The organism is Pseudomonas sp. Pso3 (assembly GCF_055393275.1).
Window position 1 is genome coordinate 2,673,321 of the sequence record NZ_AP043687.1, and the last position, 18,318, is coordinate 2,691,638.

General features: G+C 64.5%; 12 protein-coding genes and 1 pseudogene. 5 read left to right on the top strand and 8 right to left on the bottom strand.

The window, feature by feature from the left end:
- Positions 1 to 122 precede the first annotated feature (122 nt).
- Genes glgX through ACZ5R1_RS12550 form a run of 4 tightly spaced genes read left to right on the top strand, consistent with a single transcriptional unit; the run spans position 123 to position 5,357 of the window.
- On the top strand, positions 123 to 2,312 hold the full coding sequence (glgX, locus tag ACZ5R1_RS12535; protein WP_223855432.1) for a glycogen debranching protein GlgX: 2,190 nt from the start codon (positions 123 to 125) through the stop codon (positions 2,310 to 2,312).
- The gene (locus tag ACZ5R1_RS12540) at positions 2,309 to 3,070 is read left to right on the top strand and encodes an endonuclease/exonuclease/phosphatase family protein (protein WP_278389081.1); all 762 of its coding nucleotides are present in this window, start codon (positions 2,309 to 2,311) and stop codon (positions 3,068 to 3,070) included. The genes glgX and ACZ5R1_RS12540 overlap by 4 nt, the downstream gene beginning before the upstream one ends.
- Positions 3,067 to 4,314 (top strand): cardiolipin synthase ClsB, encoded by a 1,248-nt coding sequence (gene clsB / locus ACZ5R1_RS12545; protein WP_027602410.1) that lies wholly within the window; start codon positions 3,067 to 3,069, stop codon positions 4,312 to 4,314. Before ACZ5R1_RS12540 ends, clsB begins: the two co-directional genes overlap by 4 nt.
- Positions 4,311 to 5,357, top strand: coding sequence for a lysylphosphatidylglycerol synthase transmembrane domain-containing protein (locus ACZ5R1_RS12550; RefSeq protein ID WP_144958536.1), 1,047 nt, complete (start codon positions 4,311 to 4,313; stop codon positions 5,355 to 5,357). The genes clsB and ACZ5R1_RS12550 overlap by 4 nt, the downstream gene beginning before the upstream one ends.
- An 8-nt stretch (positions 5,358 to 5,365) precedes the next feature.
- Here ACZ5R1_RS12550 and ACZ5R1_RS12555 read toward each other — a convergent pair whose 3' ends face one another.
- The 8 genes and pseudogenes from ACZ5R1_RS12555 to ACZ5R1_RS12590 form a co-directional block, all read right to left on the bottom strand.
- The gene (locus ACZ5R1_RS12555; RefSeq protein ID WP_027599231.1) at positions 5,366 to 6,091 is read right to left on the bottom strand and encodes a polysaccharide lyase family 7 protein; all 726 of its coding nucleotides are present in this window, start codon (positions 6,089 to 6,091) and stop codon (positions 5,366 to 5,368) included.
- Between the two features lie 89 nt (positions 6,092 to 6,180).
- Positions 6,181 to 8,400 (bottom strand): 1,4-alpha-glucan branching protein GlgB, encoded by a 2,220-nt coding sequence (glgB, locus tag ACZ5R1_RS12560; protein ID WP_288473668.1) that lies wholly within the window; start codon positions 8,398 to 8,400, stop codon positions 6,181 to 6,183.
- Positions 8,397 to 11,726 (bottom strand): maltose alpha-D-glucosyltransferase, encoded by a 3,330-nt coding sequence (gene treS, locus ACZ5R1_RS12565; RefSeq protein ID WP_464712345.1) that lies wholly within the window; start codon positions 11,724 to 11,726, stop codon positions 8,397 to 8,399. Before treS ends, glgB begins: the two co-directional genes overlap by 4 nt.
- A 133-nt stretch (positions 11,727 to 11,859) precedes the next feature.
- A complete protein-coding gene (locus ACZ5R1_RS12570; RefSeq protein WP_077172894.1) occupies positions 11,860 to 13,863 on the bottom strand; it encodes an alpha-1,4-glucan--maltose-1-phosphate maltosyltransferase in 2,004 nt (667 codons plus the stop codon).
- A gap of 456 nt (positions 13,864 to 14,319) precedes the next feature.
- A complete protein-coding gene (nadE, locus tag ACZ5R1_RS12575; protein ID WP_295517438.1) occupies positions 14,320 to 15,150 on the bottom strand; it encodes an ammonia-dependent NAD(+) synthetase in 831 nt (276 codons plus the stop codon).
- Positions 15,147 to 15,656 carry a CinA family protein gene (locus ACZ5R1_RS12580; RefSeq protein ID WP_288473146.1) on the bottom strand — a complete coding sequence of 170 codons (510 nt, stop codon included), beginning with the start codon at positions 15,654 to 15,656 and terminating at the stop codon, positions 15,147 to 15,149. The genes nadE and ACZ5R1_RS12580 overlap by 4 nt, the downstream gene beginning before the upstream one ends.
- Positions 15,657 to 15,869: 213 nt before the next feature.
- Positions 15,870 to 16,304, bottom strand: a pseudogene (locus ACZ5R1_RS12585) (nucleotidyltransferase family protein); the annotation flags it as partial.
- A 2-nt stretch (positions 16,305 to 16,306) separates the two neighbouring features.
- A complete protein-coding gene (locus ACZ5R1_RS12590) occupies positions 16,307 to 17,296 on the bottom strand; it encodes an XdhC family protein (protein WP_027602416.1) in 990 nt (329 codons plus the stop codon).
- 143 nt (positions 17,297 to 17,439) lie between these two features.
- Between ACZ5R1_RS12590 and ku the strand changes: the two genes are divergently transcribed.
- Positions 17,440 to 18,315, top strand: a complete 876-nt coding sequence (ku, locus tag ACZ5R1_RS12595; protein ID WP_027602417.1) for a non-homologous end joining protein Ku — start codon at positions 17,440 to 17,442, stop codon at positions 18,313 to 18,315.
- The last annotated feature ends 3 nt before the right edge of the window (positions 18,316 to 18,318 follow it).

Below are 18,318 nucleotides of genomic sequence, written 5' to 3' on the forward strand. Positions count from 1 at the left end.
GGAACTGCGCTGCGTCGGGCCTTTCATATGCAGGTAGCCGGATCTGTATCGATTCAGCCACCGGCAGGTATTGAGAGCCGAGTCAGAGCTACTTCCTTCCTAGCTATCCCGAGAGCGTCGAAATGACTTCAACCGAGTCCAACAAGCCGTTAACCGAAGCGACCACTTTCATCAGCAAGTCCAAGTCTCGTGTTCGTGAAGGGCTGCCCTACCCCCTGGGCGCCACCTGGGACGGCTCCGGCGTGAACTTCGCCATCTTTTCCGCCAACGCCACCAAGGTGGAACTCTGTCTCTTCGACGACGAAGGCAAGGAAGAAATCGAGCGTATCGAACTGCCGGAATTCACCAACGAGATCTGGCACGGCTATCTGCCCGACGCCCGTCCCGGCACCCTCTACGGCTATCGCGTGCATGGCCCGTACGAGCCGCAGAATGGCCATCGTTTCAACCACAACAAGCTGCTGATCGATCCATATGCCAAGCAGATCGTGGGCGAGCTGGAGTGGAACGACGCCCTGTTCGGCTACACCATCGGCCACCCCGATGGCGACCTGTCCTTCGACGAGCGTGACAGCGCGCCCTTCATGCCGCGCTGCCGCGTCATCGACCCCGCCTTCACCTGGGGCAACACCACCCACCCGCGCGTGCCGCGTGATCGCACCGTGTTCTACGAGACCCACGTCCGTGGCTACACCATGCAGCACCCGGCCGTACCGGAAAGCGCCCGCGGTACCTTTTCCGGTCTGCAGGAGAGCGAGGTCATCGACTACATCAAGTCGCTCGGCATTACCTCCGTCGAACTGATGCCGATCCACTACTTCCTCGATGACAACCACCTCTTGGAAAAGGGCCTGAGAAATTTCTGGGGCTACAACACCCTAGCCTTCTTCGCCCCGCACTCGCGCTACATGGCCAGCCAGTCCATCGGCGAATTCAAGGTGATGGTCGCGCGCATGCACAACGCCGGGCTCGAGGTCATCCTCGACGTGGTCTACAACCACACCGCCGAAGGCAACGAGATGGGCCCGACCCTCTCGCTCAAGGGCATCGACAACGCCAACTACTACCGCCTGATGCCCGATGATGCGCGCTACTACATCAACGACACCGGCACCGGCAACACCCTGAACATGAGCCACCCCTGCGTGCTGCAGATGGTGACCGACTCGCTGCGCTACTGGGCCACCGAGATGGGCGTGGACGGCTTCCGCTTCGACCTGGCCACCATCCTGGGTCGCGAGCCGGACGGCTTCGACGAGGGCGGTGGCTTCCTGCACGCCTGCCGTCAGGACCCGATCCTGGCCGAGACCAAGCTCATCGCCGAACCCTGGGACTGCGGCCCTGGCGGCTATCAGGTGGGCAACTTCCCCCCCGGCTGGATGGAGTGGAACGACACCTTCCGCGACACCGCCCGTGCCTTCTGGAAGGGTGACGAGGACAAGATCGGCGACTTCGCGAAGATCTTCCTGGGCTCCGGCGACAAGTTCAATCGTCGCGGTCGCAAGCCCTATTCGTCCGTGAACTTCGTGACCGCTCACGATGGCTTCACCCTGGCCGATACCGTGTCGTACAACGACAAGCACAACGAGGCCAACGGCGAAGACAACAACGACGGTCACTCCCACAACCTGTCGTGGAACTGTGGTGCCGAAGGCGAGACGGACGATCCGGAAATCATCGAGCTGCGCTATCGCCAAATGCGCAACCTGCTGGCCACCCTCTTCCTCTCCCAGGGCACGCCGATGCTACTGGCCGGCGACGAATTCGCCCGGACCCAGGGCGGCAACAACAACGCCTACTGCCAGGACAGCGAGATCGGCTGGGTCAACTGGGAGATCAGCGAGAAGAGCGCCGAACTGCAGGAATACGTGCGCAACCTGATCGACCTGCGTCGTCGCTATCCGCTGCTGCGTCGTAGCCGCTTCTTCACCGGCGCCTACAACGAGGAACTGGGCGTCAAGGACGTCACCTGGCTGCAACCCGGTGGCACCGAGATGGGCGACGAGCAATGGCAGGACGGCAGCAACAAGTGCATGGGCATCCTGCTCGATGGCCGGGCCCAGCCGACCGGCATTCGACGCAAGGGCGCGGATACCTCGCTGCTGATTCTGGTCAATGCTCATTATGACGTGGTGGATTTCACCCTGCCGGAAGTCCCCATGGGCGAGCATTGGTCCCTGCAGCTGGATACCAATCAGCCCGACCTGGATGCCGGCGACGTCTTCAATTTCGGAGACACCTATCAGGTCACCGGACGCTCGGTATTGCTGTTCGAGCTGACCCAGACCAAGCGGAGGAAGCGCCAGGCATGACGGACGCGCAACAGGGTTTTTCGTTCAAGGTCCTGACCATCAACACGCACAAGGGCTTCACGTCCTTCAACCGCAAGTTCATCTTGCCGGAATTGCGCGAGGCGGTGCGGACGGTGTCAGCGGACATTGTCTTCTTGCAGGAGGTGTTGGGTACCCACGAAAAGCACCCGTTGCGCTTCGAGAACTGGCCGGCGGCGCCGCAGTACGAGTTCCTGGCCGATTCCATGTGGACCGATTTCGCCTACGGGCGAAATGCGGTCTACCCGGATGGCCATCACGGTAATGCGGTGCTGTCGAAGTTTCCCATCGTCAGTTACGACAACTTCGACATTTCCATCGCCGGACCGGAAAAGCGCGGGATGCTGCACTGCGTCCTGCGTGTTCCGGATCAGGATGTGGATCTGCACGTGATCTGCGTGCACCTGGGATTGCGGGAAAAGCACCGCCAGATGCAGATGAAGCTGATCTGCGAACACATCAATTCCCTGCCCAGCGACGCTCCCGTCGTGGTGGCGGGGGATTTCAACGACTGGCGCCAGAAGGCCAACGACATCCTTGGCCAGGGCGCGGGCCTCGAAGAGGTGTTCATGAAGACCGCGGGGCGCCTGCCCAAGACCTTCCCGGCAAAGCGTCCCCTGCTCTGCCTGGATCGCATCTATACCCGTAACGTCAGTGTCGGGCGCCCACAGGTGCTGGGCAATCAGCCGTGGTCGCACCTTTCCGACCACGCTCCCCTGGCTGCGGACTTCCACCTATGAACTTCGAATGGCGGGACGGAAACCGCATCGCCTTGCTGGAAAACGGCGAGGACTTCTTTCCACGGGTCTTCGAGGCGATCCGCGAAGCCGAGCGCGAGGTGATCATCGAGACCTTCATCCTCTTTTACGACAAGGTCGGCAAGGCCTTGCAGGAGGAGTTGGTCGCGGCGGCCAAGCGCGGTGTCCAGGTGGACATCACCGTGGATGCCTACGGCTCGCCGGACCTGCCGCAGGCCTTCATCGACGAGATGGTCCATGCCGGGGTGCGCTTTCGCTACTACGATCCGCGCCCCCTGCTTATGGGCATGAGGACCAACCTCTTCCGCCGCCTACATCGCAAGATCGTGGTGGTGGACGCCCGCCTGGGTTTCATCGGCGGCATCAACTATTCCGCCGAGCACCTGGGCGACTTCGGGCCCGAGGCCAAGCAGGATTATGCCGTCGAGGTCGAAGGCCCCATCGTCGATGACATCCACCGCTTCGCCCGCGACGCCATCAACTCCCCCGAGGAAACCCACCGTTGGTGGGGCAAGCGTTCGCAAAAGCCGGCCGACAATCGCAATCCCGGCAATGCCCAGGCGCTGCTGGTGTTCCGCGACAACGACGAGCACCGCGCCGATATCGAAAAGCACTACCTGGAGATGCTGCGCAACGCCAAGCGCGAGGTGGTGATCGCCAATGCCTATTTCTTCCCCGGCTATCGGCTGCTCAGGGAGATGCGCAATGCGGCGCAACGCGGCGTCCGCGTGGTGCTGATCGTCCAGGGCGAACCGGACATGGCCATCGTCAAGGTCGGCGCCCAGATGCTCTACAACTACCTGGTCAAGGCCGGGGTGGAGATCTACGAATATTGCCTGCGCCCCCTGCACGGCAAGGTGGCGACCATGGACGAGCATTGGTCCACCGTGGGTTCGAGCAACCTCGACCCCCTGAGTCTCTCGCTCAATCTCGAATGCAACCTGATCTTCCACGACCATGCCTTCAACCGTGAATTGCGCGGTCGCCTGGAAACCCTGATCCAGAATCACTGCGAGCACGTCGACAGCAGCAAGGTGCCCAAGCGCACCTACTGGCACCTGGCCAAGACGATGCTGGTCTTTCACTTCCTGCGCCACTTTCCCGCCTGGGTCGGCTGGCTGCCCGGTCATACCCCTAAGATCGAACTGGTGAGTCCGCCGGTGCAGCCCGAGCTCGAAACCCAGGACCGGGTCGATTCCTCGATCTCAAGGTATCCGCAACGATGAGCAGCCACAGCGACACCCTGGACCACGCCGACGACGAGGCGGACCAGCAGGCCGCCGACAAACCGCATAACAAGCACTGGGTCCTGGCCAAGAAGATTCTCACTTGGGTGTTCCTGATCGCGGTGGTGGTGCTGCTGGTGATATATGCCCGCAAGGTCGACTGGGGCGAAGTCTGGAAGGTCTTCACCGGCTACAAGTGGACCACCCTGGCCATGGCCGGTGGCCTGGTGGTGCTGTCCTACATCATGTATGGCTGCTACGACCTGATCGGGCGCGCCTATTGCGGCCACAAGCTGGTCAAGCGCCAGGTGTTCCTGGTGTCCTTCATCTGCTACGCCTTCACCCTGACCCTGAGCACCTGGGTCGGCGGCATCGGCATGAGGTATCGCCTCTACTCGCGGCTGGGCCTGTCCAGCGGCACCATCACCCGGATCTTTTCCCTGAGCATCGCCACCAACTGGCTGGGATATGTCCTGCTCGCCGGCGGCATCTTCGTCAGCGGCGTGGTGGACATGCCGCCCAACTGGTTCGTCGGTGATACCACGCTGCGACTGATCGGCTTTGGTCTGCTGGCCTTCATCGTCTTCTACCTGGGCGTCTGCGCCTTCGCCAAGCAGCGCGAATGGACGGTGCGCAAGCAGCGCCTCGCCCTGCCCTCGCTGCGCATGGCCTGTCTGCAGCTGCTGGTGTCCTCGATCAACTGGATGGCCATGGCCGCCATCGTCTACCTGTTCCTGGGCCGCCAGGTGGACTATCTGCATGTACTCGGCGTCCTGCTGCTGTCCAGCATCGCCATGGTCATCGTGCATATCCCGGCCGGGGTCGGGGTGCTGGAGACGGTGTTCATCGCCCTGCTGGCCAACGACGGCCTCTCCCAGGGCAAGATCATCGCCGCCCTGCTCGGCTACCGGACGCTGTACTTCATCGTCCCGTTGCTGATCGCCGCCGTGCTCTACTTCGCCCTGGAGAGCCGCGCCAAGAAGCTCAAGGTCAGCAACGACCGCCGCGAAGAGCGCAAGCAGCAGGAAAAGCACGCCACCTAGGACGTGCCCTATCTGTTATTGGGCTGGTGCATGGAAATCAGCCGGTAGAACAGCACACGCCCGCCCTCGGTGGCGGGACCTTCCCCATCGCGCAAGCGGGCGCCCGCCTTGAAATACAGGTGATGACTGCTCCAGGCGCTGTCCAGTTGCAGACCCAGGTCTCCGTTGCGCGAACCAGCGCCATGGGCACGTACCGTGAGCACCCCGGTACGCGCCAGCTTGATGTCATAGCTGAAGCGACTGTTGAGCGGTAGATGCTCCAGCAGGATGACGTCCTTGGGACTGTCGGTGGGGCTTTCCCGCAACCGGGCGATGAGCTGGCCCTGTTCGACCTGCCCCTTGGCAGTGGCCGCGCTTTCCACGCGGTAGACCAGTTGCAACAGGGCCTGGGACGCTTCAGGCGCGGCGGTCTGGTCCTCGATCTGGCTGATGATGACCTCGGGGCGTGAGGGCACCTGCTGCACCGCCGCTTCGGCCTGCAGCAGGGCATCGGCCTCGCGATACTTCCAGGCATAGGCGCTGCCGTCCGGACGCGTTTCGCGCAACTCGGTGGCGGGATAGCTGTTGAAGGGTTGCGGAGTACCGGTCACGGGGACCCAGAACAGCAGCGACCCTCCCTCACCACGCATGAGATAGGGGCTGCGAAAGGCGCTGCTGTTGAGTTCGGCGGTCTGTACCTGGGCCACGGGCATGGGTACGGGAACCGTCAGATTCCATTCGGCGAGATCGATCATGGTGCTCTCGGTTGCCAGATGCCTGACAAGCATCGCCCAGAACGGGGATGCCTGTCAGCGCAGCGCGTCCCTTGCGGGACGCTCCCGGATCAGCCCTGCGGCTTGAACACCAGCACACCGAGGGGTGGCAACTGCAGATTCAGCGAGGCCGGCTGACCATGGGCGCCGATCTCCTCGGCGTTCACCCCACCGCCGTTGCCCAGGTTGGAACCACCGTAGCGCTCGGCGTCGCTGTTGAAGATCTCCTGCCAATGGCCCAGCGAGGGCACGCCCACCCGGTAGTCATGCCGCGGTACTGGCGTGAAGTTGGCGATCACCAGCAAGGGCCGCTGCTGAGCATCCTTGCGCAACCAGGCGAAGACGCTGTTGCCATTGTCGTCGCCGACCACCCAGTCGAAACCCTCGGGCAGGTGATCGCGCTCGTGCAGTGCCGGCTCATTGCGATAGAGCTGGTTGAGATCGGCCAGCAATTGCTGCACACCGCGGTGGGTGCCGTGCTCCAGGAGGAACCAGTCCAGCTCGCGGTCATGACTCCACTCGCGCCACTGGCCGAACTCGCAGCCCATGAACAACAGCTTCTTGCCCGGGTGGGTCCACATGAAGCTCAGGTAGGTACGCAGGTTGGCGAACTTCTGCCAGACGTCCCCTGGCATCTTCTCGATCATCGAGCCCTTGCCGTGCACCACCTCGTCGTGGGAAATGGGCAGCATGAAGCGCTCGGACCAGGCGTACACCAGGCCAAAGGTCATCTGATGGTGATGGTACTGGCGATAGACCGGATCCTCTTCCACATAGTGGAGGGTGTCGTTCATCCAGCCCATGTTCCACTTGAAGTCGAAGCCCAGGCCGCCTTCACTGACCGGTGCGCTCACACCCGGCCAGGACGTGGATTCCTCGGCGATCACCAGCGCACCCGGCGCCTCTTCGTGGACCACCTCGTTGAGGTGACGCAGGAAGGCGATGGTTTCCAGGTTCTCGCGACCGCCATGGATGTTGGGGATCCACTCGCCGTGCTTGCGCGAATAGTCGCGGTAGAGCATGGAAGCCACGGCATCCACCCGCAGGCCGTCGATGTGGAAGTGCTTGAGCCAGTGCATGGCCGAGGCCAGCATGAAGCCGTGCACCTCATGGCGCCCCAGGTTGTAGATGTAGGTGTTCCAGTCCTGGTGGAAGCCTTCGAAGGGATGCTCGTATTCGTACAGGGCGGTGCCGTCGAAGCGAGCCAGGCCGTGTTCGTCGGTGGGGAAATGCGCCGGCACCCAGTCGAGGATGACACCGATGTCGGCCTGGTGGCAGGCGTCGACGAAGGCGGCGAAATCCGCCGGGGTACCGAAGCGCGAGGTGGGCGCGAACTGGCCGAGCGGCTGGTAGCCCCAGGAACCGCTGAAGGGATGTTCCATGATCGGCAACAGCTCGATATGGGTGAAGCCCATCTCGCGGACATAGGGAATCAGGCGCTCGGCCAGTTCCCGCCAGTTGTACTGGCGCCCCTCGTCACCGCCTTCGCGGCGCCAGGACCCGGCGTGCAGTTCATAGACCGAGATCGGCGCTTCCACACCCTGCAGTTCGCGGCGGCGGGCCATCCAGTCCTGGTCGTGCCAGGTGAAGGGCCTGTTGTCGGCCACCACCGAGGCGGTGCGCGGCGGCAATTCCGCGGCCAGGGCGATGGGATCGGCCTTGAGCGGCAGTACGCCGTGCTGGCCGAGGATCTCGTACTTGTAGGAAGTACCGACCGGCAGGCGCGGCACGAACAGCTCCCAGACGCCGCTGTTGGCGCGCAGGCGCATGGGCAGCCGGCGGCCGTCCCAGCTGTTGAAGTCGCCGACCACCGAGACGCGGCGGGCATTGGGGGCCCAGACCGCGAAGCGCACGCCCTCCACGCCGTCGACCTGGCAGCGCTGGGCGCCAAAGGTCTCGCCGAGGTTGCGGTGGCGGCCTTCGTTGAACAGATAGAGGTCGGTCTCCCCCAGCAGGAGACCGAAGGAATAGGGATCCTCGGTCTCCTGCACGCCGCTGGGCCAACGGATGATCAGCTTGTAGGGCGCGGCGTATTCCAGCCGCGCGACGAACAGCCCGGGCACCCGCCCCGGCTGCATCTGGGCCAGAGGCCGACCGCTGACGCGATCGACCAGCTCCACGCCCAGGGCGTTGGGCAGGAAGGCGCGGACGATCACGCCCTCGCCATCGGGATGGGGACCGAGCACGGCGAAGGGATTGCCGTGCTCGCCGCGGGCCAGCGACTCGGCTTCGGCAGCCGAGAGCCGGGCGTCGTCCAGGGGAGCGACGGGAGCGGTGTTGTGATCGGTCATGCGCGGGCTCCGGACAAGAGGGTCTCGACGATGGCAGCGACGCCACGTAGCGGGATGTTGATCCAGGTGGGTCGGTTGGCAGCCTCGTAGCCTATCTCATACACCGCCTTCTCCAGGCTGTAGAGATCCAGCGCCGCCTGCTCGCCGCGCTCGCCCCACTGGTGGCCGATACCGGCCGCCGCAGCGCGATAGCCTTCCAGGAAGGCCGCGTAGGAGGCATTGCGATAGGTCTCCGCCGCCTTGGCACGCAGCTGCAGATGCTCTTCCGAGGTATCGGCGCCGGCGTTGCTCGACTGGGTGACCATGGCCGCCGCGTAGTCGAAGGAGCGCAGCACCCCGGCGACGTCCTTGTGCGGACCGTACTTGCCGCGCCGCTCTTCCAGCGACCGCGCCGGCTCGCCTTCGAAGTCGATGAGGATAGCGTCGTCCTGGGCCACCAGCACCTGACCCAGGTGCAGATCGCCATGGACGCGGATGCGCAGACCGCCTTCGACATCCGCGGCCAGGGCCTCGATGCGCTTGGCCAGGGCTTCGCGCTTACCGACCAGACCCTGCAGCAGCTCCTTGCCGGTGGCATCGAGCTTGTCGCTCATGCCCTGCAGGGTGTCCAGGGCACCGTCCACCTGGACGCGAACGCGGTGCGCCAGCTCCTTGGCCGCCTGGGCGTCCACGGTTTCCGGCGCGAAGGCCGCGTCTTCGGTGGGCTGCGCCAGCACCAGGTGCATCTCGCCCAGGCGCTTGCCCAGCACGCCGGCGAAGGCCGCCAGATCGCCCATGGCGGTGAACTCGTTCTCCACGTCGGAGATGCCGCCGCTGAGCAGATCGCGGGTGACGCGATCCAGACCGTCCAGACTCCAGGTCCAGGCATCGCCCTGGTTGTGGATGTGCTGCTGCACCAGCATCAGCACGTGCGGGGTGACATCCGGCGCGATGCGCTGGGCCACGGCATGGGTCGCGGCGATGTTGGCGAAGCCGGCCTGGGCCAGGTAGCGCCCCATCTCCACTTCCGGATGGATGCCCGGCGCCACCTTGCGGATCAGCTTGAGCATCAGGTGGTCGCCGACGATCAGCGAGCTGTTGGACTGCTCGACGCCCAGGTGCTTGATCTCGATGTCCGGATCCAGCGCGAAGTCCTCGAGCTGGTCATAGACCTCGAAGCTCAGCTCGCCGGACGGCGAAGCGATCTTGGCGCCCTTGCGGAAGGCGTCGAACACGCCATGGACGAAGCTGGTCAGGGCGAAGGCATCGGTCACCAGGCCCACGCGCCGCACGTGGCGGATGCGCGACAGGGCCAGCTGGGTGGCCAGCGGACTGCAGTGCTGGTCCTCTTCGGCGAGGAAGCCCAGGGGCAGTGCATAGCGCTCTTCGCCCTTGGCATTGGTCACCACCACCTCGCTGAACATCACCGGCAGCTTGGGCGTGTTGATCTGGGCCGCGTAGTCTAGCCGCACGCTGGTGATGGCTTCGTCCTTGGAACCGAACCAGCGCCGCTTGGGCAGATAGACCGGCAGCACCTCTTCGAAGATGCGGCGCGGCTCGCCCTCCAGCAATTCCTGCAGGTGCCGCTTGATGACCACCGTCTGGTAGTCGGGCATCGGCGCCGGCGGCTCGGTGTGCCAGGCAGGCATCTGCTCGTTGCCGGCCAGGTAGAACCAGTAGAAGCCATAGGGCGGCAGGGTCAGCATGTAGGGCAGCTGGCCGATGGGCGGGAAGGCGCTGCCGCCGATCATTTCCACCGGCACCTGACCGGCGAAGCTGGACAGGTCCAGTTCCACCGCCTGGGCGGCGCGGGAGACGTTGGCCACGCAGAGGATGGTCTCATGTTCGCCCTGGGCGTTGGTGAAGTCGCGCAGGTAGGCCAGGATGCGTCTGTTGGTGGGCGACAGCATCTTCAGGGTGCCGCGACCGAAGGCCTTCTGCTGCTTGCGCACGGCCAGCATGCGCCGCGTCCAGTTGAGCAACGAATGGGGATCGCGGGACTGGGCCTCGACGTTGATCGCCTGGTAGCCATAGAGCGGATCCATGATCGACGGCAGCACCAGGCTGGCTGGGTCGGCGCGGGAGAAGCCGCCGTTGCGGTCGACCGACCACTGCATCGGGGTACGCACGCCGTCGCGGTCGCCCAGGTGGATGTTGTCACCCATGCCGATTTCGTCGCCGTAGTACATCGTCGGGGTGCCGGGCATCGACAGCAGCAGGCTGTTGAGCAGCTCGATACGCCGACGGTCGCGCTCCAGCAGGGGCGCCAGACGGCGCCGGATGCCGAGGTTGATGCGCGCGCGGCGATCCGAGGCGTAGTAGTTCCACAGATAGTCCCGCTCGCGGTCGGTCACCATCTCCAGGGTCAGTTCGTCGTGGTTGCGCAGAAAGATCGACCACTGGCAGTTGGCCGGGATCTCCGGGGTCTGGCGCAGGATGTCGGTGATGGGGAAGCGGTCTTCTTGGGCGATGGCCATGTACATCCGCGGCATCAGCGGGAAGTGGAAGGCCATGTGGCATTCGTCGCCATCGCCGAAGTACAGCTGGGTGTCTTCCGGCCACTGATTGGCCTCGGCCAGCAGCATGCGGTCGGGATAGTTGGCGTCGATCTCGGCGCGGATTTCCTTGAGTACCGCGTGGGTCTCGGGCAGGTTCTCGTTGTTGGTGCCGTCGCGTTCCACCAGGTAGGGGATGGCGTCCAGACGCAGGCCGTCGACCCCCATGTCCAGCCAGTACCTCATGATGGAGATCACCGCCTTCATCACCTGGGGATTGTCGAAGTTCAGGTCGGGCTGGTGCGAATAGAAGCGGTGCCAGAAGTACTGGCCGGCGACCGGGTCCCAGGTCCAGTTGGACTTCTCGGTGTCGAGGAAGATGATGCGGGTGCCGTCGTACTTCTGGTCGTCATCGGACCAGACGTAGAAGTTGCGTGCCGCCGAACCCTTCTTGGCGCGGCGGGCGCGCTGGAACCAGGGGTGCTGGTCGGAGGTGTGGTTGATGACCAGTTCGGTGATCACCCGCAGGCCACGGGCATGGGCCTCGGCGATGAACCTCTTGGCATCGGCCATGGTGCCGTAGTCAGGGTGGATGCCGCGGTATTCGGCGATGTCGTAGCCGTCGTCGCGCCGCGGCGAGGGATAGAACGGCAGCAGCCAGATGGTGTTGACGCCCAGGCTGGCGATGTAGTCGAGCTTCTCGATCAGGCCGGGAAAGTCGCCGATGCCATCGTTGTTGGAGTCGAAGAACGACTTCACGTGCACTTGATAGATGACCGCGTCCTTGTACCAGAGCGGATCGTCGATGAAGGCAGCGGGTTTGCGGGAGCGAGCTTTATTGGGTTTTGCCATGTCGTCAGGTCCTTAACAGGGCGTCTGAATCGAATGCGTGTACCGGTCGTCCTTGCCGCCCGGCAGTGATGACGGCCGGGCCAGGCGGTGCGGATCTGTCCGCACCGCCTGGCCCGTGCCGCCCGAGGTAGCGCTAGTGGCCCGCCTGGATGCGCCAGATGCCGAAGGGCATCGACGGCTCTAGGCGCGTCCACTGGGTCTTGCCGTGCCAGGCCCAGCGGTGCCCGGTCATGAGGTCCTCGCCGTAGGTGGTGGCGTGGTCGTCGAGACCCAGCTCCCACAGCGGCAGTTCGAAGTGGCCTTCCTGGGCGTTGAAGGGATCCAGGTTGACGGCGATCAGGATGAAGTTGCCCAGGTCGTCGGTGCGCTTGCCGAAATAAAGGATCTGGTCGTTCCAGCAGTTGTAGATCTTCAGCCCCAGGTGGGTCTGCAACGCCGGGTTCTGCCGGCGGATGCGGTTGAGCTGGGCGATCTCGCCCATAATGTTGCCGGGGGCGTAGAAGTCGCGCGGGCGCAGCTCGTATTTCTCCGAATCCAGGTACTCCTCTTTGCCCGGCGTGAGCGGCGCGCCCTCGCAGAGTTCGAAGCCGGCGTACATGCCCCACAGGCCGGAGCCCATGGTGGCCAGGGCGGCGCGGATTAGGAAGCCGGGCCGGCCGCTGGTCTGCAGGAAGCCCGGGTTGATGTCCGGCGTGTTGACGAAGAAGTTCGGCCGGTAGCAGTCACGTAGCGGGGCTTCGTTGAGCTGGGTGAAGTATTCAGTCAGCTCGGCCTTGGTGTTGCGCCAGGTGAAGTAGGTGTAGCTCTGGCTGTAACCGACCTTGCCCAGGCGCGCCATCATGGCCGGCTTGGTAAAGGCCTCGGCGAGAAACATGACATCGGCGTCACGACCGCGGATGTCGGCGATCAGCCACTCCCAGAACGGCAGCGGCTTGGTGTGGGGGTTGTCGACGCGGAAGATTTTCACGCCCTGCTCCACCCAATGCCAGACCACGTCGCGCAGCGCCAGCCAGAGATCCGGCACGGCATCCTTGGCATAGAAATCGACGTTGACGATGTCCTGGTACTTCTTCGGCGGATTCTCCGCATAGCGCATCGAGCCGTCCGGCCGCCAGGAGAACCAGCCCGGATGCTCCTTGAGCCAGGGGTGATCCGGCGAACACTGAATGGCGAAGTCCAGGGCGATCTCCAGGCCATGGTCGGCAGCGGCCGCCACCAGGGCGCGGAAGTCGTCCAGGGTACCCAGCTCGGGATGCACGGCGTCATGGCCGCCATCCGGGCTGCCGATGGCATAGGGACTACCCGGCTGGTCCGCGCCCGCCCCCAGGGTGTTGTTCTTGCCCTTGCGGTGAGCCAGGCCGATCGGATGGATCGGCGGGAAATACAGCACATCGAAGCCCATGTCGCGCACGCGCGGCAATTCGCCGATCACGTTGCGGAAGGTGCCGTGACGCTGGGGGTCGTCGGTGATGGAGCGCGGAAAGAGTTCGTACCAGCTGGCGAATTCGGCGCGCAGGCGCTCGATGTCCAGCGGGTATTCGATGCTGTGGGTCAGGTGGACATAGGCATCCACCGACGCCATGGCCTGGCTGGCCTCGCCGGCCAGGAGCACGGCGACCTTGTCGCCCTCGCTGCCGGCCTGGTCCAGCCGCTGCAGCAGCGCCTCCAGGGGACCGCGCTGCTCGCCTTCGGCGCGGGACAGGGCTTGCTCCACATGGATGCGGCCCTCCTGCAATTCCAGGTTCAGCCCGACACCCGCGGCGTATTTCTTCTCGATTTCGTAGCGATAGGTGCCCCAGACGTCCCACCAGGCCTGGACCACGAATTCGTAGCGACCCACCGCGGGCGGAGTGAAGCGGCCGCGCCAGAGATCGTTGGTTTCCAGGGTCAAGGGAGCCTGTTGCCAGTTCTCCTCGCCCTCCTGACGCCAGAGCACGCTGGCCGCCAGCTTGTCGTGGCCATCGGCGAAGATCTTGGCGGTCACCTCGACAACGCGCCCGGCGATGCCTTTGGCGGCGAACTGGCCATTGTCCACGGCCGGCGTGACCGACTCTATGGCGATGCGCGGGGTCTGGGCAGCGGTAGCGGGATCGAGGGAAAGCGTGGAAAAAGAACCGGGGAGATCGGTGTTCGACATCGAGCCTGACTCCATCTTGGGACGCGTGAAAGGTCGCAACGCGCAAGCGCTGCGACCTTGGTCATGAACCCGCTACTGCTTGGCTTGCCGCCAAAGAGGCCCGGCTGGCCGAACCCCTCAAGGGAATCGGTAACCCGTAGTGACACCCCTAGGGATGCCACTCCAGACAGCCGCGGCTCTACTGCAACCGGAAGCACTCACGCGGGTGTGTCTGAAAGAGTCTGAGCGCCGACGACGCGCAAAAGTTCAGCCAAATTGCAATGAACAACAGGCACGTAAAAGCGGCCTAAACCCATAAATATCAGTTACTTAAAGTAAATAAATGAAGCTGTTTCTAACTTAGCGACCAGCGCTACGGTGCTTGTTGAAGAGCACCGAAGCACAAGCCGGAGTAAGGATCGCCCTCAAGCCTATATTCGATAAATCACTTGAGCTACGAGCTATAACCCCATGATTTCACTTATAAGGCGTATAGGGGAGATCGCGTTTGTGCGCGCTACGCCGGTAGGTATTGAGAATGATCTCCAGCGTGGCCGGGCTCACCGCCTTGCCTTCCAGGAAATCGTCGATCTCGGCGTAGGTGATGCCAAAGGCATCTTCATCGGCCTTGCCGGGCGACAGGGATTCCAGATCGGCGGTCGGCACCTTGTGCACCAGCTCGTTGGGGGCGCCCAGCCACTCGGCCACCGCCCGCACCCGCCGCTTGTTGAGACCATGCAGAGGCGTGAGATCGCAGGCGCCATCGCCGAATTTGGTATAGAAGCCCATCAGGGCTTCCGCCGCGTGGTCAGTGCCTATCACCAGACCCCGGCGCGCGCCGGCCACCGCGTACTGGGCGATCATGCGCTGGCGCGCCTTGATGTTGCCCAGCGTGAAATCCTCGTGCAGTTCGTCATCGAAGGCCACGCGGGCTTCGCGCACCGAGGCGAGCATGGCGTCGCTGGCCGGCTTGATGTTGACGGTGTGGGTCTCGTCGGGCTGGATGAATTGCAGGGCGCGCTGGGCATCCGCCTCGTCGCGCTGCACGCCATAGGGCAGGCGCATGGCGATGAACCTCAGGCGCGCATTGCCGCTCTCCTCGCGCGCCCGCTCCACCGCCAGCTGGGCCAGGCGACCGGCCGTGGAGGAATCCACGCCGCCACTGATGCCCAGCACATAGCTTTCCTGGCGGCTGTTCAGCAGATAGTCCTTGAGAAACTGGATGCGACGCTCAGCTTCCTCGGCCGGATCGAAATGCTCGGGTACCTGCAGGGCCTGGATGATGTCGCGCTGAAGGGCTTCGGTCATCGGGCGTTCTCCTCTGATTCGCGTTCGAGACGTTGATGATAGGGCACCACGGCGCCGAGGCTGTGCCGGGCCGCCGCCAGCTGCACGGCCTCACGGTCGCCGGAAAAATGCTGGGTTTCAGAATAGAGCACGATGTCGTCACCGACGCGGTAGCCCCAGGCAAAACATACGGTCCCCTGGGGAATGCCGTCCGCCCCGCCCGGTCCGGCCAGCCCGGTATTGGCGATGGCCACCTGGGCCGGACTGTCGCGCAGGGCGCCAGCAACCATCTCCCGCGCCACTTCCTCGCTGGTGAGGTTGTGCCGCTCGATGGTTTCCGGCCTGACGCCCAGCAGGCGCTGCTTGGCCTCGGGCGAATAGACGACGTAACCGGATTCAATGCAGCTGCCGCTGCCGGGTATCTCGGACAACAATCCCACCACCTTGCCGGCCGTGCAGGATTCGGCCGTGGTGAGTTGCAGTTCGCGGGTCTTGAGATAGTCCAGCATGGACTCGATTTTGTTCATGAGTGCGTGTCCCCAAAAGCAGTTCTCCTCCGTTGGAAGAACGGCGAAATGGGGAAGTTCTCGGGTCAGTTGCCGGGTATTTTCCAGGTCGGCGGGCGTGTCGACGTCGCGATGGATACCGGCGTCCGCGATCTCCCGCTCTAGTACCGAACCCTCGCGCAGGAGCCGTTTCGCTCCCTCGTCGCCCGCGAGTTCGCCCAGCGCAGCGGCAAAATTCCGACCAAAGAGCACGGGATGGCCGCGCCGGCCCTGGTAAGCAGGGACGACGATGCGCCCGGGATGATGCAGCTCCAGCAGCTGGCGGGCCGTGGCGGGCTGCACGAAGGGCATGTCGCCCAGGGCGACCAGCCAGCCGGACGCCTCGGGCGTCCTTCGCACGGCCGCGGCCAGGCTGTCGCCCATGCCGGTGGTGGGCAGGCTGAGTACCGCCAGGCCTTCCTGCCGCGCCAGCGCGGCGCGCCAGGGGGCGCTGTCCGAGACCACGGCCAGGCACGGCAGACCCAGGCCTCGCCACAGTCGAAAGGTCGCCTGCAACACCGTCAGCTCGGACGGACCGGGCAAGATGGCCTGCAGCTTGTCGCCTCCGCCGGCGGCGCGGAACCGGCTTCCGGCGCCCGCCGCGAGGATCAGCACCTGAACGCCGGGCATCCCTAGGCGACCTGCTCCACCGCAACCAGGGCGCGCTTCTTCTGGGTCAGGGCGATGCCGTTCTTGACCGCCACCACCTCCGCCAGCAGCGACAGGGCGATCTCTGGTGGCGTATGGCTGCCGATGTGCAGGCCGATGGGACCGTGCAGGCGATTGATCGCCGCCACCGGCACCTCCAGCTGCAGCAGCCGCTCCCGCCGCCGGTCGTTGTTGCGCAGCGAACCCAGGGCGCCAACGTAGAAGGCGTCGGATTGCAGCGCCGTCAGCAGCGCCAGGTCATCCAGGCGCGGATCGTGGGTCAGGGCCACCACCGCGGTGCGCTCGTCCGGGCGGATCGCCAGCACGGCATCGTCCGGCATGCCCGGGATGAAACGCGCCTGGCGCGTCTCCCAGCCCTGGCGGAATTCCTCGCGGGGATCGCAAACCAGCACCTCGAAATCGAGCATGGCGGCCATGTCGGCGACATAGAGCGACAGCTGACCGGCGCCGATCAGCAGCAGCCGCCAACGCGGTCCGTGTACCAGGCGCAGGCAGTGCTCGTCCAGGGCGACCGGCTCGTCGCGGGTGGTGCTGGAGATCCGCACCTTGCCGGTGGCCAGGTCCAGCTCGCGCAGGGCCAGTTCGTGGTCGTCACACCGTTGCAGCAGTTGCTCGACCCAGCGCCAGTCACCGACCTGCTCCTGGACCAGGCGCAGGGTGCCCCCGCAGGGCAGTCCGAAGCGGGCGGCTTCGTCACCCGAGACGCCATAGGTGATGACCTCCGGACGCTCGCCAGCGAACTGGCCGGCGTGCAGCCGGGCGATCAGGTCGTCCTCGATGCAGCCACCCGACACGGAGCCGCATACCTGGCCGTCGTCACGCAGGGCCAGCATGGCGCCCGGCGGCCGCGGCGAGCTGCCCCAGGTCTGGACCACGGTGAACAGGCTGACGCCATGCCCTGCCCGTCGCCAGGCCAGGGTCATGCGCAAAACTTCTTGATCGACACTGTCCACGCCCTGCTCCTCTCTACCTTGCACCTGCGACGGCAAAATCGTCGTTCCGGGGGTAGAACCCAACAGCGGAGCGGGGTTCCCCAGGGCGGAACCCGGTGGATCGCCGGCCTATCCATAGGGGACACCCCAAGAGGAGAACGTCCATGCCCCGCTCGATCTGGAAAGGCGCCGTCAGCTTCGGCCTGGTGCACATCCCCGTGTCGGTCGTCTCGGCTACCCGGCAATCGGGCATCGACTTCGACTGGCTGGATGAACGCAGCCTCGACCCGGTGGGTTACAAGCGCATCAACAAGACCACCGGCAAGGAGGTGCCCAGCGAACACATCGTCAAGGGCATCGAGCACGGCAAGGGCAAGTACGTGGTGCTCAGCGAAGACGAGATCCACAACGCCCTGCCCGAGGCCACCCGCACCATCGACATCCTCACCTTCGTCGAGGCGCGAGAGATCTCCATCCTGCACTTCGAGAAGCCCTACTACCTGGCGCCGGACAAGAACGGCGAAAAGGTCTATGCCCTGCTTCGCGACACCCTGAGCGCCGCCGGCAAGGTGGGCGTGGCCAACCTGGTGATGCACTCCAAGCAGCACCTGGCGGTGATCATGCCGCTGGGCGATGCCCTGGTGCTCAACACCCTGCGCTGGGCCGACGAAGTGCGGTCCGCAGAAGACGTCGGGCTCGAGGGGCTGGACGCCAAGGTCAGCAAGAAGGAAGTGGACATGGCCCAGCGCCTGGTGGACGACATGACCGAGCAATGGGACCCGGAGCAGTACCACGACACCTTCAAGGACAACGTCATGGCGCTGGTGGAGCGCAAGCTCAAGGACGGCAAGCTCGAAGCCGTCGCCGAGGAGCCCGAAGCCGAGGACAGCGGCGCCGACGTCATCGACCTCACCGAATTGCTGCGCCGCAGCCTGGGTGGCAAGAAGGACAAGGCCAAGGAGGCGCCCAAGTCCAAGAGCTCCGGCCGTTCGACCACCCGGCGTAGCCCTGCCGCCAGCCGCACCCGCAAGGCCAAGTGAGGA

Excerpts from the sequence above, each read along its gene's own strand:
- glgX (WP_223855432.1), top strand. The coding sequence starts at position 123 with ATGACTTCAACCGAGTCCAACAAGCCGTTAACCGAAGCGACCACTTTC.
- ACZ5R1_RS12540 (WP_278389081.1), top strand. The coding sequence starts at position 2,309 with ATGACGGACGCGCAACAGGGTTTTTCGTTCAAGGTCCTGACCATCAAC.
- clsB (WP_027602410.1), top strand. The coding sequence starts at position 3,067 with ATGAACTTCGAATGGCGGGACGGAAACCGCATCGCCTTGCTGGAAAAC.
- ACZ5R1_RS12550 (WP_144958536.1), top strand. The coding sequence starts at position 4,311 with ATGAGCAGCCACAGCGACACCCTGGACCACGCCGACGACGAGGCGGAC.
- ACZ5R1_RS12555 (WP_027599231.1), bottom strand. The coding sequence starts at position 6,091 with ATGATCGATCTCGCCGAATGGAATCTGACGGTTCCCGTACCCATGCCC.
- glgB (WP_288473668.1), bottom strand. The coding sequence starts at position 8,400 with ATGACCGATCACAACACCGCTCCCGTCGCTCCCCTGGACGACGCCCGG.
- treS (WP_464712345.1), bottom strand. The coding sequence starts at position 11,726 with ATGGCAAAACCCAATAAAGCTCGCTCCCGCAAACCCGCTGCCTTCATC.
- ACZ5R1_RS12570 (WP_077172894.1), bottom strand. The coding sequence starts at position 13,863 with ATGTCGAACACCGATCTCCCCGGTTCTTTTTCCACGCTTTCCCTCGAT.
- nadE (WP_295517438.1), bottom strand. The coding sequence starts at position 15,150 with ATGACCGAAGCCCTTCAGCGCGACATCATCCAGGCCCTGCAGGTACCC.
- ACZ5R1_RS12580 (WP_288473146.1), bottom strand. The coding sequence starts at position 15,656 with ATGAACAAAATCGAGTCCATGCTGGACTATCTCAAGACCCGCGAACTG.
- ku (WP_027602417.1), top strand. The coding sequence starts at position 17,440 with ATGCCCCGCTCGATCTGGAAAGGCGCCGTCAGCTTCGGCCTGGTGCAC.